The organism is Rhizobium sp. 25PS6 (assembly GCF_032464655.1).
Taxonomy (GTDB): domain Bacteria; phylum Pseudomonadota; class Alphaproteobacteria; order Rhizobiales; family Rhizobiaceae; genus Rhizobium; species Rhizobium laguerreae.
This window is the reverse complement of sequence record NZ_JAWDIV010000002.1, coordinates 351,247-366,400: the sequence shown is the minus strand read 5'-3', so window position 1 is coordinate 366,400 and position 15,154 is coordinate 351,247. Positions and strand designations below refer to the sequence as shown.

17 protein-coding genes are annotated in these 15,154 nt (G+C 58.7%); 8 read left to right on the top strand and 9 right to left on the bottom strand.

Features of this window, described 5'->3' with window-relative positions:
- Positions 1 to 23: 23 nt before the first annotated feature.
- The 4 genes from RWK44_RS04355 to RWK44_RS04340 are packed head-to-tail and all read right to left on the bottom strand — an operon-like array spanning position 24 to position 2,770.
- Positions 24 to 401 (bottom strand): helix-turn-helix domain-containing protein, encoded by a 378-nt coding sequence (locus RWK44_RS04355; RefSeq protein ID WP_131665081.1) that lies wholly within the window; start codon positions 399 to 401, stop codon positions 24 to 26.
- A complete protein-coding gene (locus RWK44_RS04350) occupies positions 398 to 964 on the bottom strand; it encodes a Smr/MutS family protein (RefSeq protein WP_168284786.1) in 567 nt (188 codons plus the stop codon). Before RWK44_RS04350 ends, RWK44_RS04355 begins: the two co-directional genes overlap by 4 nt.
- A complete protein-coding gene (gene mltA, locus RWK44_RS04345) occupies positions 964 to 2,082 on the bottom strand; it encodes a murein transglycosylase A (protein ID WP_168284787.1) in 1,119 nt (372 codons plus the stop codon). Before mltA ends, RWK44_RS04350 begins: the two co-directional genes overlap by 1 nt.
- Positions 2,075 to 2,770 (bottom strand): Tim44/TimA family putative adaptor protein, encoded by a 696-nt coding sequence (locus RWK44_RS04340; protein ID WP_020052224.1) that lies wholly within the window; start codon positions 2,768 to 2,770, stop codon positions 2,075 to 2,077. Before RWK44_RS04340 ends, mltA begins: the two co-directional genes overlap by 8 nt.
- A 131-nt stretch (positions 2,771 to 2,901) precedes the next feature.
- Here RWK44_RS04340 and RWK44_RS04335 point away from each other — a divergent pair, with 131 nt between their 5' ends.
- A complete protein-coding gene (locus RWK44_RS04335; RefSeq protein ID WP_032999562.1) occupies positions 2,902 to 3,408 on the top strand; it encodes an FxsA family protein in 507 nt (168 codons plus the stop codon).
- A gap of 101 nt (positions 3,409 to 3,509) precedes the next feature.
- Positions 3,510 to 3,992, top strand: a complete 483-nt coding sequence (secB, locus tag RWK44_RS04330; RefSeq protein ID WP_003544086.1) for a protein-export chaperone SecB — start codon at positions 3,510 to 3,512, stop codon at positions 3,990 to 3,992.
- An 83-nt stretch (positions 3,993 to 4,075) separates the two neighbouring features.
- Here secB and dnaQ read toward each other — a convergent pair whose 3' ends face one another.
- From dnaQ to RWK44_RS04305, 5 genes are read right to left on the bottom strand one after another with little or no spacing between them, the layout of a single operon-like run.
- Positions 4,076 to 4,795: a DNA polymerase III subunit epsilon gene (dnaQ, locus tag RWK44_RS04325; RefSeq protein WP_131665084.1), complete on the bottom strand. Its 720-nt coding sequence runs from the start codon at positions 4,793 to 4,795 to the stop codon at positions 4,076 to 4,078.
- Positions 4,788 to 5,399 carry a dephospho-CoA kinase gene (gene coaE / locus RWK44_RS04320; protein ID WP_168284789.1) on the bottom strand — a complete coding sequence of 204 codons (612 nt, stop codon included), beginning with the start codon at positions 5,397 to 5,399 and terminating at the stop codon, positions 4,788 to 4,790. Before coaE ends, dnaQ begins: the two co-directional genes overlap by 8 nt.
- Positions 5,399 to 6,256 (bottom strand): shikimate dehydrogenase, encoded by an 858-nt coding sequence (locus RWK44_RS04315; protein ID WP_168284790.1) that lies wholly within the window; start codon positions 6,254 to 6,256, stop codon positions 5,399 to 5,401. The genes coaE and RWK44_RS04315 overlap by 1 nt, the downstream gene beginning before the upstream one ends.
- Positions 6,249 to 6,848, bottom strand: a complete 600-nt coding sequence (locus RWK44_RS04310; protein WP_131665087.1) for a Maf-like protein — start codon at positions 6,846 to 6,848, stop codon at positions 6,249 to 6,251. The genes RWK44_RS04315 and RWK44_RS04310 overlap by 8 nt, the downstream gene beginning before the upstream one ends.
- 33 nt (positions 6,849 to 6,881) lie before the next feature.
- Complete coding sequence (locus RWK44_RS04305) at positions 6,882 to 7,703, bottom strand: pyruvate, water dikinase regulatory protein (RefSeq protein WP_316028406.1); 822 nt, start codon at positions 7,701 to 7,703, stop codon at positions 6,882 to 6,884.
- A 401-nt stretch (positions 7,704 to 8,104) separates the two neighbouring features.
- Here RWK44_RS04305 and hemE point away from each other — a divergent pair, with 401 nt between their 5' ends.
- The 6 genes from hemE (at position 8,105) to rsmG (ending at position 15,154) form a co-directional block, all read left to right on the top strand.
- Positions 8,105 to 9,136, top strand: a complete 1,032-nt coding sequence (gene hemE / locus RWK44_RS04300; protein WP_131665088.1) for a uroporphyrinogen decarboxylase — start codon at positions 8,105 to 8,107, stop codon at positions 9,134 to 9,136.
- A 2-nt stretch (positions 9,137 to 9,138) separates the two neighbouring features.
- The gene (gene hemJ / locus RWK44_RS04295) at positions 9,139 to 9,675 is read left to right on the top strand and encodes a protoporphyrinogen oxidase HemJ (RefSeq protein WP_168284792.1); all 537 of its coding nucleotides are present in this window, start codon (positions 9,139 to 9,141) and stop codon (positions 9,673 to 9,675) included.
- A 197-nt stretch (positions 9,676 to 9,872) separates the two neighbouring features.
- Positions 9,873 to 11,138 carry a transcription termination factor Rho gene (rho, locus tag RWK44_RS04290; RefSeq protein ID WP_020052216.1) on the top strand — a complete coding sequence of 422 codons (1,266 nt, stop codon included), beginning with the start codon at positions 9,873 to 9,875 and terminating at the stop codon, positions 11,136 to 11,138.
- 103 nt (positions 11,139 to 11,241) lie between these two features.
- Positions 11,242 to 12,561, top strand: coding sequence for a tRNA uridine-5-carboxymethylaminomethyl(34) synthesis GTPase MnmE (mnmE, locus tag RWK44_RS04285; protein WP_316028405.1), 1,320 nt, complete (start codon positions 11,242 to 11,244; stop codon positions 12,559 to 12,561).
- A 73-nt stretch (positions 12,562 to 12,634) separates the two neighbouring features.
- Positions 12,635 to 14,512, top strand: a complete 1,878-nt coding sequence (gene mnmG, locus RWK44_RS04280) for a tRNA uridine-5-carboxymethylaminomethyl(34) synthesis enzyme MnmG (protein ID WP_316028404.1) — start codon at positions 12,635 to 12,637, stop codon at positions 14,510 to 14,512.
- 24 nt (positions 14,513 to 14,536) lie between these two features.
- Positions 14,537 to 15,154, top strand: coding sequence for a 16S rRNA (guanine(527)-N(7))-methyltransferase RsmG (rsmG, locus tag RWK44_RS04275; protein ID WP_316028403.1), 618 nt, complete (start codon positions 14,537 to 14,539; stop codon positions 15,152 to 15,154).

The window sequence follows — 15,154 nt, the reverse complement described above, 5'->3', positions numbered from 1 at the left end:
AAAACAAGGCATAAAACAGGGGATTATGACGCTTTTCCGTCGCCTTTACCGCCATTTTCGAGAAGAGCCGATAGCCGGCCTATCTCAGCGCTGTCAAGGCTGCGGATTCGCCGGGCCAGCCGGTTGGCAAAATCGGTATATTCGGGGGGCAGGCCGGAGGTGTCGATCACGACGCGCGGGTCCGAAGAACGGGCGAGCAGAAACAGTTCCTCGGCCTCATCCCAGATGATGTTGAAATAACCGGCGATGCGCTGCAGCAGATCGAATGTCGGCAGCCCACGCTTTCCATGTTCGAGCGCCGAGAGATAGGCAGGGGAGACATTCAGTGCCTCCGCCATCTCCTTCTGCGAGACGCCCTTGCGCGCCCGCAGCCTGCGAACCGCCTCTCCGAAGGGTGTCATGGCCTTTCCCCATGCCGCCGCGACAGGCGAATGTAGAGCGCGCCCTCACCGCCATGATGCTGTGCGGCCGGTTCATAGGAGGAGATCAGGTAGCGGAATTCCGGCTTCGAGAACCAAAGAGGCACAGCCCGCTTCAGCGCGCCGTCGCTGCCCATGGAGCTGCCCTTGCCAGTAATGACCAGCACATGGCGCATGCCGCGCTCATGGGCGCGGATCAGGAAATCGAGAAGGATGGCATGGGCCTGGCTCTGCACTAGCCCGTGCAGGTCGATCCGCGCTTCGAGCGCCAGCCGGCCCTTGGCGATCTTCCGCTTGACCGGCTTTTCCAGCGGATGATGCACCCCGGCCGATGGTTTCGCCATTGACGGTGCTGCCGGCTGCGGCGGCGTGGGTGTGGCGGGCGTCTGCTTTTCCTGTTCCCGTTCGGCCGCCGCCTCGGCTTCGGCAAGAAAAGCATCGAGTTCGGTCAACGCCCCCGCCTTGCCGGGCATCGGCCGGGTGCTGCGGGCGACCTTGCCCCAGAGGATCCTCTCGTCGGTGTTGAGCTTGCGATCCCTGGCCATCAGTCGAATCGTCCAGCGGCGGCATTGGGAATGAGGATGACGAAATCGGCCTCGTTGCGGACGGTGCCGGCACTTTCCCCGGCCATATCCCCAGAACCGGTAAAGATATCACCCCGCGCCGGCCCGACGATCGCCGAACCGGTATCGAGCGCCAGCATCAGCCGGCGGAACGGCCGGCCCTGGTCGAGATGGGTGAGGCTTTCGGCGCGAATGAAAAAGGGAAAGCCGAAGGTATGGATCATCCGGTCGACCGCAAGCGCGCGCCCGGCGAGAAGCGGAACCTTGGCGGCGGCGATCGGACCTGCCTGCGGATCGGCAACCGGCGCTTCACGGAAGAAAATATAAGAGCGGTTATGCCATAACACTTCATCGACGTGCTCGGGATTGCGCCCCAGCCAGGCACGGATCGCCTGCATCGAAATCTCCGCCCGATCGATCTCGCCGCGCTCGATCAGCAGCTTGCCGATCGCCGAGAAAGCGTGGCCGGCCTTCGCCGCATAGGTGATGCGGCCGATACGACCATCCTCATAACGCAGGCGGGCAGCGCCTTGCACATGCACGAAGAAGACATCGACCTTCGACTTCGCCCAGGCGATTTCGAGGCCGCGGCCCTCGATAAATCCCTGATCGATGGCGCGGCGGTCCGGATAGGCAGTGACGTGGCCCTCATGCAGACGGCCGAAAGCATAGGCCTTGTCGAGTTCGGCGGGGCGATTGGCGTCGTCGAGATCGATCAGATCGTCCGGACGCCGGTAGAAGGGAAAACGGAAAATTTCGTCCGGCCGCTCCGACACGTCGATATCAGGTTCGTAGAAGGCGGTGACGAAGCCGGCATTGCCGTCCTTGCGGCGAATCAGAAAGGGCCGACAGTGCGTCTCGAAAAAAGCGCGTGCCGATGCCGGAGATGACGGGATGAAATCTCCGGCGGCGGCGAGAAGCGGAAGCAGGTCTTCCGAGCTCAGGCCCAGCGATCCGGTGCGGTACGGTTTGACATCGGTGATCTGCCGCTGGCAGCTTCGCATGACTTCAAAAAGGCCGGAGGGATCATCATCCTTCCAGCCTTCCAGAGTGTCGAAGCTTATTGCCTGCAGGACGAAGTCCGATGCGTGGTCACTCATGTTCCGATTCGGTCGCCACGAGTTTCCAGTTCGGATCGCGCGAGCGGGTGTCGCGGGCAAAGGTCCAGAGGTCGTTGACCTCGGCGACGTTTTCGGCGTCGCCTTCGATCAGCACATCCGCCTTGTCGTAGGTGGCCGATATCAGCTGGCTGACGATGCGCACGGAGATCTGCGCTTCGCTGCCCTTTGTTTCCGCATGGGTGATTTCGGCCTTGTCGATGCCGACGAAAGTGGACTTCACCTTCTCGCCCCGGGCTTCACGCTCGCCGATCGCCGCATCGAAGCCGTCATAGACTTCGCGAGACAGCAAGTTCTTCAGCGTTTTCCGGTCGCCATCCGCATAGGCCATGACGATCATCTCATAAGCCATGCGGGCGCCGTTCAGAAACTCCTTCGGGCTGAAGGCGGGATCGGCCTTGTTCAGCGCACGCAGCGATTCGTTGAGCGGCGTTCCGGGCGCCGCGAAAGCATCGATGGCGGCGAAGCGATCCTCATCCTCCGTCGTCGCATCGCGCCGCGGCAGCGTCACGACCTTGCCGGCTTCGGCCGGAGCCGCATCCCGCGGCGTATAGAGGTCGCGCGGCGGCTTCTCATTTCCTGTACGGCGCCCGAGCACGGAGCGGAGCTGAAAGAAAATCAGCACAGCCGCCACCAGGAAAAATAATGTGATGAAGTCGTTCGAACTCATATCGTATCGCAGCCGCCGTTAACATCTCTGATTTGTACTCCCATATAGTCTGCCTATACAGATGATTCAAATGATGGCTGGCATCTTCGCCGGCGCAAAGAGGAGACCGGCGAGCCCGGGACATGACCGACATGCGTTTTTCGATACTGCCAGCCTTCATTCTGCTGCTGCCGTTCGCCGAAATTGCCGGTTTCGTCGTCGTCGGCCAGGCTATCGGATTGTGGCTGACGCTTGTTCTGGTCATGCTGGGTTTCGTTGTCGGCGTGGTTCTGCTGCGCCGGCAGGGAATCGGTATTTTGCGCCGCATGTCGAGCGAAGGACGAAATGGGGTGATGCCGGGCCGCGACCTGCTGCGGCCGGCGATGAACGTCATCGCCTCGCTGCTCCTGATCATTCCCGGCTTCCTCACGGATATCATCGCGATCCTCATTCTCATTCCGCCGGTGCGTGATCTCGTCTGGCGGGCGATCGCCAAACGCTTCGTCGTCGTCAATGCCAAGGGCGGCTCTTCCTCGGGTCCGCAACCCGATTTCCGCGACCGCAAGCCGAACTCGAAGGTAGTCGATCTCGACGAGGAGGACTATCATAGGGAGCCGGATCGCAACTCGCCTTGGTCCGGCAAGCATCTCGGCGACTGAGGCACTGCGGCTGATCAACCGCGCCAAGCGCCCAGGGTTGTAAGCCCTTCCCTGAAATGTTAGATGGCGGCACCATTCCCATGCCCCTCGAGGAAAAGCCAATGGCAGACGATAACAACAGCAACGGTGCGGCCAACCCCACCCTTTCGATCCTTGCGCAATATACCAAGGATCTGTCCTTCGAAAATCCCGGTGCGCCGCGTTCGCTGCAGGCCCGCGACAAGGCGCCGACGATCAACATCAATGTGAACGTCAATGCCAACCCGCTTTCCGATACGGATTTCGATGTCGTGCTGTCGCTGAATGCCGAAGCCAAGGACGGCGACAAGACGGTTTTCCATGCCGAACTCACCTATGGCGGCGTTTTCCGCGTTGCCGGTTTCCCGCAGGAACACATGCTGCCGGTTCTGTTCATCGAGTGCCCGCGCATGCTTTTCCCCTTCGCCCGTCAGATCATCGCCGACGTCACCCGCAACGGCGGTTTCCCGCCGCTGATGATCGACCCGATCGACTTCACGCAGATGTTCGCTCAGCGCGTTGCCGAAGAACAGGCCCGCGCCAAGGTTCAGGCCGTCCCGAACTGACCGGCTCTTTCTTGTCTGAAATGCGGATGCCCGGGCTGGTCCCAGGCATCTTCAATTGAGGACCGGTTCATTTGAGGACCGGTTTAATCGAGGTTGGCGTATTTCGCCCAGACGCTTTTTTCACCGAGCTTGGCGACGAGCGCCTCATGCGCCTGCTCCTCGGTTTGGCTGAGGCGCGGGGCGAGCGGCCGGGGCCTCTCGAGCACGGCAATCACCACGTCGTCTTCCATCCCCGTGTCACCGCGCACTGCCTGGTTGGATTTGCCGACCATGCCGAGACCGAGGGCTGCCTGCCTGCCGCCGATCATCTCGATATAGACTTCGGCAAGCAGTTCAGAGTCGAGCAGCGCGCCGTGTTTGGTGCGGTGCGAATTATCGATGCCGTAGCGCCGGCAAAGCGCATCGAGCGAATTTGGTCCCATCGGGTGTTTGCGCCGCGCCATTGACAGCGTGTCGAGCACCCGTTCCGGCAGGATTGGCGGCAAACCGATCCGCGCGAATTCCGCGTTGATGAAGCCCATATCGAAGGTGGCGTTGTGGGCAATCCACTTCGCATCGCCGAAGAAGGTAAGGATTTGTTCGGCAATGTCGGCGAAAGGCTGCTTGTCCTTCAGGAATTCATCGGTGATGCCGTGCACGGCGAGCGCATCCGGATGAACCTTCTGATCTCCAGGATTGATGAAAATATGGATCGTGTTGCCCGTGGGGAAATGATTGAAGAGCTCGATGCCGCCGATTTCGATGATGCGGTCGGCGCGGTTGTCGAGGCCGGTTGTTTCCGTATCGAAGATGATCTCACGCATTCCGGAAATCTCCCTTGGCAATCCGCGTTTTCAGGTCGGCGACGATCTCAAGCACTCGTTCCCTCGTCGTCGCGATACTGTGACTGGTATCGACCAGATAATCGGCCCGGCGCCGTTTTTCCGTGTCCGGCGTCTGGCGTGAGAGAATCATCTCGAATTTTTCCTCGGTCATGCCTTCGCGCGCAAGCACCCTTTGGCGCTGAATCTGTGGATCAGTGCTGACGACGACGATGACATCCACTCTTGCCTCGGCGCCAGTTTCGAAAAGTAATGGAATATCGAGCAATACCATGTCGGCGCCGGCGGCGCGTTGCCGTTCCAGAAATTCCGTCTCGCGTTTGCGAACCAGCGGATGGACAATCGCTTCCAGGCGTTTGAAGCCGGCAGGATCAACAGCGAGCTGGCGGCCGAGTTCATGTCGGTCGACGGCTCCATCTTTCATCGTGCCGGGGAAGGCAGCATTCACCAGGGGTGCAGCCTCGCCGGCATAGAGATCGTGGACCACGGCATCCGAATCATTCGCCGGGATTCCGGCATCGGCGAAGAGCCTTGCCGCTGTCGATTTTCCCATTCCGATGGAGCCGGTAAGGCCGATCTTCAGCATCAGTGTGCTTCCATATCCGCGATGATCAGCGCGCGCAGCGGCGCATCGACGACGGGACGCTGGCCGAACCATTTCTCGAATCCGGGCACGGCCTGGTGCAAGAGCATGCCGAGACCGTCGACGATGGGAAATCCTTGCTCTTCCGCCTGCTCCAGGATCGGGGTCTTCAAGGGGACATAAACGATATCGGTGACGACGGCATTGGCTGCAAGAGGCGAGAAATCGAGTTGCGGCGCTGGCTCGCCGTCCATGCCGAGCGAGGTTGTGTTGATGAAGAGGCCGGCGCCGCTCATGACTTCGGCAAGCGCCCCGATCGGGTAGGCCCGAACACGCGGGCCAAAACGATCCGCGAGTTCACGCGCGCGTTCGACGGTGCGGTTGACGACGTGGATCTCCTTGAAACCGCGATCACGGACCGCCTGGATGATCGCCCGGCTGGCGCCGCCGGCGCCAAAGACGACGGCCGTGCCATGCCGGTCCCAGCCCGGATGGCGTTCATCAAGATTGGCGATGAAGCCGCGACCGTCGGTATTCGTCGCATGCAGAGCGCCGTCCTCCAGCCAGAGCGTGTTCGCGGCGCCGAGCTCTTGCGATAGCGCGTCCGGTTTGTCGGCGAGCCGGAACGCCAACTCCTTGTGAGGAATGGTGACATTGCCCCCGGTAAAGCCGGAACTGCCATCCTTCAACGAGTGAATGAAATCGGCAAAGGCCCCGGGCGCCACTTCATGAGCGCGATAACTGCCCGGCAGGCCAAGCGTCTTCAGCCAGTATCCGTGGATCAGTGGCGAGCGCGAATGCTTGATGGGAAAGCCCGTGACAAACGCTTTCGGCCCAAATGTTTCACGTGAATCACCCATCGATCGCTCCGAGTTCTCGCAATTTTTTTAAGAGCGGCAGCATCGGCAGGCCGAGAATGGTGAAATAATCACCCTCGATCTTTTCGAAGAGCTGGATGCCCTCCCCCTCCAATTGATAGGCGCCGACGCTGGAAAGCGCCCGTTCGCCAACCCGCGCCAGATGTCTGGCGATGAACTCCCCCGTCAGCGGCCGCATCGTCAGTTCGGTATGGGCGAGATGTTCCCACAAGACCACGCCATCGCTGACGATGGCGACGGCGCTGTTCAATCGGTGAGTTACGCCGGAAAGTGCCTGAAGATGGCTAGCCGCGTCGGCCAGGTCCTTCGGCTTATGGAAGACGCTGTCGCCGAGCGACATCGTCTGATCCGAACCGATGACCAGGCTATCCGGAAAACGGCGGCTGACTTCCTCAGCCTTGGCTCTTGCCAGGACGAGGGCCACGGCATCAGGCTTAGCGCCGGCTTTTTCCAGCGGCGCTTCGATGGCCCGTTCATCGATCCTTGCGGCATGCGCCTCGAAGGGCAGACCGGCATTTTCCATCAGCATCCGGCGAAAGGGGCTCTGCGATGCAAGGATGAGTTTCGGCGTCATGGGTTCCTCGGCGTGCCGGCTTTTCGTCAGCGCTTAGCGCAGCTTCGGCCGCAGGGCAACGATTGCCGCGGCTGTTTCCTCGATTGAGCGCCGGGTGACGTCGATCAGCGGCCAGTTGTGACGGGCGCAAAGGGAGCGGGCATATTTCAGCTCCTCGGAAATTGCGGCGCGATCGGTGTAGTGTTCGCGATCGAAGCCCTGCGTCACCCCGAGCACACGATTTTCTCGCACCTGGGAAATACGGTCGGTGGTGGCGATCAGGCAGACGATGAGCGGTTTACTCGCGACGAAGAGGCTCTCGGGCAATGGCACGCCATAGACGATTGGAATGTTCGCCGTCTTGATGCCTCGGTTGGCGAGGTAGATGCTGGTCGGTGTTTTCGACGTACGGCTGATGCCGATGATCACGACATCGGCTTCGTTGTAATCGTCGGGCATCTGGCCGTCATCGTGATCCATGGTGAAATTCAGCGCTTCGATGCGCGCGAAGTAGCCGGCATTCATCACATGCTGGGCCCCGACACGGCGGCGAGACGGGGCGCCGAGATAGATCTGGAAGGCATTCATCACCGGCTCGAGCACATTCACCGAGGCGACACCCATCTCGATGCAGCGTTCATCGATCAGGCTCGCAAGCTCCCGGTCGACAATAGTGTAGAGCACGATGCCGGGGGCGTCATCGATCGCCTGTAGAACCGGCAGCAGCTGCTTGCGATTGCGGATCAGCGGATAGACATGTTCGATCGGCTGCGCCGATCTGAACTGCGCCGACGCGGCGCGCCCGGCGGAGATCAGAGTCTCTCCTGTTGAGTCAGAAATCAGATGCAGATGAAAGAAGTTCGTTCTGTTCTCCACGCTATTTTCCGCTGCCTGTTGAAAAGACTGGATGAAACAGAGCTACGGCGGCGAGGCAGTCTCGGGCAAGGGAAAACATGCCTCCTTATCCACATTTCGGATTTTGCGGATCAGTTTCGATTGGCCCTGTGGACGATGGGGAAGAGATCTATTTCCTGAAAGCTCGTCCACAGCCTATCCACAGCTATGAGAAAAATCGCCGAGCTGGAAGGATCTGGAATCACTTTCAGATTCGGCTTCTCCCCGAAATTCGGAGGAGATCGGCAAATCCTTCCGATGGTCTTTTGCAGGCGCGCGATAAATGGCATCGGCGGTGGATGGATTTTAATCCTTGATAGTCACCGACTCTAAGAAATAGAAACCTTTTAAAAGATCTTTGTTTTTTTATAGGGAAGAAGCGCTTGAGCGATACGCGGCGAAAGATCATGAGGGTTTTGAGTGGCGAAAGCCTCTCCCCTCCTCCTCTCTGGCTGATGAGACAGGCAGGACGTTATCTTCCGGAATATCGGGAGACACGGGCAAAGGCAGGGAGTTTTCTCGATCTCTGCTACACGCCTGAGCACGCCGTCGAAGTGACATTGCAGCCGATCCGCCGCTATGGCTTCGATGCGGCCATTCTGTTTTCCGATATCCTGGTCATTCCAGACGCAATGAAGCGAAATGTCCGGTTCACCGAGGGCCATGGCCCGGAGATGGATCCGATCGATGAAGCCGGGATCGGCAGTTTGAACGGCGAAGAGGTTGTCGATTATCTCAGGCCGGTTCTGGAAACGGTACGGCGGCTGCGTGAAGAGCTGCCAGCGGAGACGACGCTGCTCGGTTTCTGCGGCGCGCCATGGACGGTTGCCACCTACATGATTGCCGGTCACGGCACGCCGGATCAGGCCCCTGCCCGTCTCTTCGCCTACAAGCATGCCCGCGCTTTCGAGCATCTGCTGATGCTGCTTGCCGACGTATCGGCCGATTATCTCGTCGCCCAGATCGATGCCGGCGCCGATGCCGTGCAGATCTTCGATTCCTGGGCAGGTGTTCTCGGCGAGAAGGAGTTCGAGGCGTTCGCGATCAAGCCGGTTGCGCGGATGATCGCTTCCGTCAAATCACAACGGCCGCATGCTCGCATCATCGCCTTTGCCAAGGGCGCCGGCTATCAGCTCAAGACCTATCGCCAGAAGACGGGTGCTGATGCGATCGGCCTCGACTGGTCGGTTCCGCTGGCCTTTGCAGCCGAACTTCAAAAGGATGGACCGGTTCAGGGCAACCTTGATCCGATGCGCGTCGTTGCCGGCGGCCGGGCGCTGGAGGAAGGCATCGATGATATTCTGCAGCATCTCGGCAATGGTCCGCTGATCTTCAATCTCGGTCACGGCATTACACCGCAGGCCGACCCAGAGCATGTGCGTCTGCTGGTGGATCGCGTGCGAGGCGGGGCGTGACGATGGAAAAGCAGACCGATCGGAGATCCGGCGCCTACGCCCGGCGCCGGGCTCATTTTGCGCTGGCCTTCTTTGCGCTGATGGCGGTCGGGCTTTTTGCCTGGAACCCCGATAATCTCTATCTCTGGATCAAGGCGCTGCATATCATTGCAGTCATTTCCTGGATGGCAGGACTGTTCTACATGCCGCGGCTTTTCATCTATCACACCGATGCGGAGCCCGGCTCGGTGCAATCGGAAACTTTCAAGGTGATGGAGCGTCGGCTGCTTCGAATCATCATGACGCCGGCGATGATGCTGACGTGGATTTTTGGCCTCTATCTCGCCTGGTCGGTTTATGGATTCCAGGGCGGCTGGCTGCATGCCAAGATCGGTCTCGTCGTACTGCTGACCGGTGTTCATATGTTCTTCAGCCGCGCCGTCAGGGCCTTCGATCGGGATGAAAACCGCCGCTCGGCGCGCTATTGGCGGTTCATGAACGAAGCCCCGACGGTGCTGATGATCCTGATCGTCATCCTCGTCGTGGTGAAACCTTTCTGAGGAAAATCGTCCTCAGGTTAAATTTGCTTCATTTTAACCAGCCCTCTTGCGGCAGCGATTGCGAGTCGCTATTTTCCGCGCACCTCATCTACGTGGCATGTGTGTAGAGTTCAGTCGTCTGCGAGCCCTTTCGCGGTACCGAATACGACCCAACATCGCCTTTCCCCTTTGAAATTGAAAAGAGTATTGGTCACTTCATGGCTGAAATGAAGCTTCAGGAACTTAAGAGTAAATCCCCGACGGATCTGCTGGCATTTGCCGAATCGCTCGAGGTCGAGAATGCAAGCACGATGCGCAAGCAGGAGCTGATGTTTGCGATCCTCAAGATGCTTGCCAGCCAGGATGTCGAAATCATCGGCGAAGGCGTCGTCGAAGTGCTGCAGGACGGTTTCGGCTTCCTGCGGTCGCCCAATGCGAACTACCTGCCGGGCCCGGACGATATTTATATCTCCCCGTCGCAGATCCGCCGTTTCTCGCTGAAAACCGGTGATACGGTCGAAGGCCCCATCCGTGGGCCGAAGGAAGGCGAGCGCTATTTCGCGCTGCTCAAGGTCAACACCATCAATTTCGACGATCCGGAAAAGATCCGTCACAAGGTTCATTTCGACAATCTGACGCCGCTCTATCCGAATGAGCGCTTCAAGATGGAACTGGATATTCCCACCACCAAGGATCTGTCGCCACGTGTGATCGACCTGGTGGCACCGCTCGGCAAGGGCCAGCGTGGATTGATCGTCGCGCCGCCGCGTACCGGTAAAACCGTGTTGTTGCAGAACATCGCGCATTCGATCACCGCCAACCATCCGGAGTGCTATCTGATCGTCCTGCTGATCGATGAACGCCCCGAAGAAGTGACCGACATGCAGCGTTCGGTTCGCGGCGAGGTAATCTCCTCGACCTTCGACGAACCGGCGGTGCGTCACGTGCAGGTGGCCGAGATGGTCATCGAGAAGGCCAAGCGCCTTGTCGAACACGGACGCGACGTTGTTATTCTGCTCGATTCGATCACGCGCTTGGGCCGTGCCTATAACACGGTCGTTCCCTCGTCAGGCAAGGTCCTGACCGGCGGTGTGGACGCCAACGCTCTGCAGCGGCCGAAGCGGTTCTTCGGCGCGGCGCGTAACATCGAGGAAGGCGGCTCTTTGACGATCATCGCGACGGCGCTGATCGATACCGGCAGCCGCATGGACGAAGTCATCTTCGAAGAATTCAAGGGCACCGGCAACTCGGAAATCGTCCTCGACCGCAAGGTCGCCGACAAGCGTATCTTCCCGGCAATGGACATCCTGAAGTCCGGTACGCGCAAGGAGGACCTTCTGGTCCCACGTCAGGATCTGCAGAAGATCTTCGTGCTCCGCCGTATCTTGGCGCCGATGGGCACGACCGATGCGGTCGAATTCCTGATCGACAAGCTCAAGCAGACGAAGAATAATTCCGACTTCTTCGAATCGATGAACACATAATCCTTAGCCGGATTCACCCCTTGAAGCTGGCGGCATCTTGCGATGCCGCCAGCTTTTCTATTTGAGAGGATCGATTTCGATTCCAACTGATGAACCAGGCGATATGGCCATGTTGAATGATACGATATATGCACTATCGAGTGGCGCCCTGCCTTCGGGTGTTTCAGTCGTTCGAATCAGCGGCCCGCTGACCAGAGACATATTGGTGAAGCTCGTCGGATCCGTTCCGGCAGCCCGGTCTGCGTCTCACCGAACGATTCGGACTCGTAACAATCAGCCGATCGATAGCGGCCTGGTGCTGTTTTTTCCTGCTCCGAATTCGTTTACCGGCGAGGATGTTGCCGAGCTGCAGATCCACGGCAGCAGAGCCGTGCTGGCGGCGCTGTTTCACACCCTTGGCGATATTCCGGGTGTTCGGATGGCGGTCGAGGGTGAGTTCTCCCGCCGGGCCTTCGAAAACGGCAAGCTTGATCTCGTCGAGGTGGAAGGGCTGGCCGATCTCATCGGCGCCGAGACCGAAATGCAGAGACGCCTTGCGGTCGAACATAGCGCAGGCGGGCTTTCTGCAATTTACGATTCGTGGGCGGAACGATTAACGCGCGCCCGCGCGCTGATCGAGGCGGAACTTGATTTCCCCGACGAGGATGACGTTCCAGGGTCGGTATCGGATGCAGTCTGGGCCGATATGGCGAAGCTTCGCAGCGATATCGGGGATCACCTGGCAGCAGCTTCGGCCGGCGAGATTATCCGAGACGGCTTCAAAGTGGTCATCGCCGGTGCTCCGAATGCTGGAAAATCGAGCCTGTTGAACGCTTTGGCGCGTCGAGACGTCGCCATCGTGACGGAGATTGCCGGAACCACCCGCGACGTCCTGCAGGTTGATCTCGACATTGATGGTTACCTGATCAAGCTCTATGACACTGCCGGTCTTCGCGAGGCGGACGACAGAGTCGAAATAGAAGGTGTGCGGCGCGCGCGCGTAGCACTCCGTGATGCCGATCTTGTCTTGTTGCTGGTCGACATGACGAATCCTCTGATTCCCGACGACTTGGAGCAGTCCTCTCCGCATGTTACTGTCGGGACAAAGAAGGATCTGACCGAAATCGCTTCGGGTCGGTATGATTTGCAGATTTCGACGGCGACGGGTGACGGTCTATCGGAATTACGGCGGTTGATCGGCGACATCGTCGAGAGACGTTTTGCCGGCCTGTCTATGGCAATTCCCAGCCGGCTGCGGCATAAGGATTCGCTCGCGAAATGCTTGGCGGCGCTTGATGCGGCCATATCGCAGCCGGATGTGAATCTTGAACTGCGGACCGAGCAGTTGCGAATTGCCGCTGAGTATTTGGGCAGAATTACTGGTCGAGTGGATGTCGAACAATTGCTCGGCGTAATCTTCTCCGAATTTTGTATTGGCAAATGATTCACGTGAAACCTTTAGAGCCAAAGGCCCTGCACGGTTTCACGTGAAACGTCTACCGGGTATGGAGTCTTGAATGACGGATAATGTCTTCGATGTGATTGTGATCGGTGGCGGCCATGCGGGGTCGGAGGCTGCCAGCGCAGCTGCGCGCCTGGGGGCAAAAACCGCTCTGATTACGCATAGGCGGGACACGATCGGAGTCATGTCCTGTAATCCGGCAATTGGCGGGCTGGGCAAGGGCCATCTTGTTCGGGAGATCGATGCGATGGATGGCCTGATGGGTCGGATCGCCGATGTTGCAGGCATTCAATTCAGGATGCTCAACAAGAAGAAAGGCGCGGCTGTCCGAGGACCGCGGACGCAGGCCGATCGAAAGCTTTATCGCCTAGCAATGCTGGCGGCGATCGAAGCGACGCCGAACCTGGATATCATCGAGGGCGATGCGTTTGATCTGGACGTTGTCGATGGTTGCGTCGCTGGCGTGATCATGAAGGATGGTCGGACCCTGAAAGCGCCGGCGGTGGTTTTAACCACTGGAACCTTTCTGCGCGGTCTTATTCATATCGGGTCGGAAAAGACACCGGCCGGACGTGTCGGTGAAGCGCCGTCGATCGGATTATCTGCGACCCTCGCCCGGCTGGGACTGCGGTTGGGACGTCTGAAAACCGGCACACCCGCCCGGCTGGACGGCAAGACGATCGACTGGCAATCCATCGGTCGACAGGGGGCTGACGAGGAGCTTGTCCCCTTCTCCTTCATGACCGACACGATTACCACGCCACAAATCGAATGCGGGGTTACCAGAACGACCGAAGCGACCCACCGCATCATTGTCGACAACATTATGCGCTCGGCAATGTATTCCGGGCAGATCGAAGGTGTCGGGCCTCGTTATTGCCCGTCTATCGAAGACAAGTTGGTGAAATTCGGAGAGCGAGATGGACATCAGGTCTTTCTCGAACCTGAGGGACTGGATGATGACACGGTCTATCCGAACGGGATTTCTACCTCCTTGCCGGCGGAGGTGCAGGCAGACTTCATCAAAACGATCCCCGGCCTCGAAGCGGCAAGGATACTGCAACCGGGCTATGCGATCGAATATGATCATGTGGATCCGAGAGAGCTTACTCCATCGCTGGAGGTCAAACGGCTGAGAGGCTTGTTTCTCGCCGGCCAGATCAATGGCACCACCGGATATGAAGAGGCGGCGGCGCAGGGACTGGCAGCCGGGCTGAATGCCGCATTGCGAAGCAGCGATTCGGATCCGTTCCATTTCAGCCGGACGAGTTCTTATATTGGCGTCATGATCGACGATCTCACGTCACGAGGCGTTACGGAGCCGTATCGAATGTTTACATCGCGCGCGGAGTATCGGCTGAGTTTGCGGGCTGACAACGCCGATATGCGCTTGACGCCGCTGGCCATGCGGCTTGGATGCGTCAGTGACGCGCGGGTGCAGCGATTCACATCCTATCAGGCAGAGATCGAAACCAGTCGGGCGCTGCTGCAGTCGCTGGTGGTGACACCGAATGAGGCGCGCCGCGCGGGCTTGAATATCAATCTCGATGGGCAGCGCCGAACCGCGTATGACTTACTGTCCTATCCGAATTATGATTTCGCCGCGCTTCGGCAGGTTTGGCCGGAGAAGCTCGGCATGATTGGACGGAAAGTTGCGGAAGCGTTGGAAATCGAGGCAGGCTATTCGGTTTATCTCGATCGACAAGCCTCGGCGATTGCCGATCAACAACGCGACGAGGAGCGGCAGATACCGCTAAATTTCAACTATGATGCACTGGCCGGTCTCTCGAACGAGCTGAAGGTCAAGCTCAGCGCTGCTCGCCCTTTCAATATTGCCCAGGCCGCAATCGTTGAAGGGATGACGCCTGCGGCAATCGCGTTGCTGCTCGTGCACTTGCGTCGACTATCCTCTGCCGAACGCCATAGCGCTTGATACAAGATTTGAGAGTCTTTCAGAATGGAATTAAACGGTTTGCGTGTTTCACGTGAAACACAGGAGCGGTTGCAACACTTTGCAGCGCTGTTTCAGAAGTGGGCAAAAGCAATCAATCTGGTGGCGCCGTCGACACTGGATGATCTGTGGCACCGGCACATCGCTGATAGCAGCCAGGTCTTCCAGATTCATCCTCGACCGATTACTTGGATTGACCTCGGGAGCGGAGGCGGCTTTCCCGGTGTTATTACGGCGATTTTTCTGGCCGAGCTGCGAGGTGGATGGGTCCATCTGGTCGAAAGCAACCATAAAAAGGCAGCGTTTCTGCGGACAGCGCTACGGGAGACAAATGCGCGCGGCAGCGTCCATAGCATTCGAATCGAAGATGCTTATACGGAGGTTGGCGAATGTGGTGCGATTTCGGCGCGCGCCCTTACGGATCTTGATGGGCTCATCGGTTATTCATCCCCCTGGATGCTTGGCAAGGAAAATTGTCGTGGCTTCTTTCATAAAGGCCGGGATTACCTGAGGGAAATTGACAAAGCACGTGGTCGGTGGGAATTCGATCTGTTAGAACATAAGAGCGCCGTCGAGCAGGAATCTGTTATTCTGGAAATATCAAATCTCCGGCGCTTGGTTTAA

What these genes read in the sequence shown, in the direction of transcription:
- RWK44_RS04335 (WP_032999562.1), top strand. Translation starts at nt 2,902, where the DNA reads ATGCGTTTTTCGATACTGCCAGCCTTCATTCTGCTGCTGCCGTTCGCC.
- rho (WP_020052216.1), top strand. Translation starts at nt 9,873, where the DNA reads ATGGCTGAAATGAAGCTTCAGGAACTTAAGAGTAAATCCCCGACGGAT.
- mltA (WP_168284787.1), bottom strand. Translation starts at nt 2,082, where the DNA reads ATGAGTGACCACGCATCGGACTTCGTCCTGCAGGCAATAAGCTTCGAC.
- RWK44_RS04350 (WP_168284786.1), bottom strand. Translation starts at nt 964, where the DNA reads ATGGCCAGGGATCGCAAGCTCAACACCGACGAGAGGATCCTCTGGGGC.
- RWK44_RS04310 (WP_131665087.1), bottom strand. Translation starts at nt 6,848, where the DNA reads ATGACGCCGAAACTCATCCTTGCATCGCAGAGCCCCTTTCGCCGGATG.
- RWK44_RS04355 (WP_131665081.1), bottom strand. Translation starts at nt 401, where the DNA reads ATGACACCCTTCGGAGAGGCGGTTCGCAGGCTGCGGGCGCGCAAGGGC.
- mnmG (WP_316028404.1), top strand. Translation starts at nt 12,635, where the DNA reads ATGACGGATAATGTCTTCGATGTGATTGTGATCGGTGGCGGCCATGCG.
- hemJ (WP_168284792.1), top strand. Translation starts at nt 9,139, where the DNA reads ATGGAAAAGCAGACCGATCGGAGATCCGGCGCCTACGCCCGGCGCCGG.
- RWK44_RS04340 (WP_020052224.1), bottom strand. Translation starts at nt 2,770, where the DNA reads ATGAGTTCGAACGACTTCATCACATTATTTTTCCTGGTGGCGGCTGTG.
- coaE (WP_168284789.1), bottom strand. Translation starts at nt 5,399, where the DNA reads ATGCTGAAGATCGGCCTTACCGGCTCCATCGGAATGGGAAAATCGACA.
- secB (WP_003544086.1), top strand. Translation starts at nt 3,510, where the DNA reads ATGGCAGACGATAACAACAGCAACGGTGCGGCCAACCCCACCCTTTCG.
- dnaQ (WP_131665084.1), bottom strand. Translation starts at nt 4,795, where the DNA reads ATGCGTGAGATCATCTTCGATACGGAAACAACCGGCCTCGACAACCGC.
- rsmG (WP_316028403.1), top strand. Translation starts at nt 14,537, where the DNA reads ATGGAATTAAACGGTTTGCGTGTTTCACGTGAAACACAGGAGCGGTTG.
- mnmE (WP_316028405.1), top strand. Translation starts at nt 11,242, where the DNA reads ATGGCCATGTTGAATGATACGATATATGCACTATCGAGTGGCGCCCTG.
- RWK44_RS04315 (WP_168284790.1), bottom strand. Translation starts at nt 6,256, where the DNA reads ATGGGTGATTCACGTGAAACATTTGGGCCGAAAGCGTTTGTCACGGGC.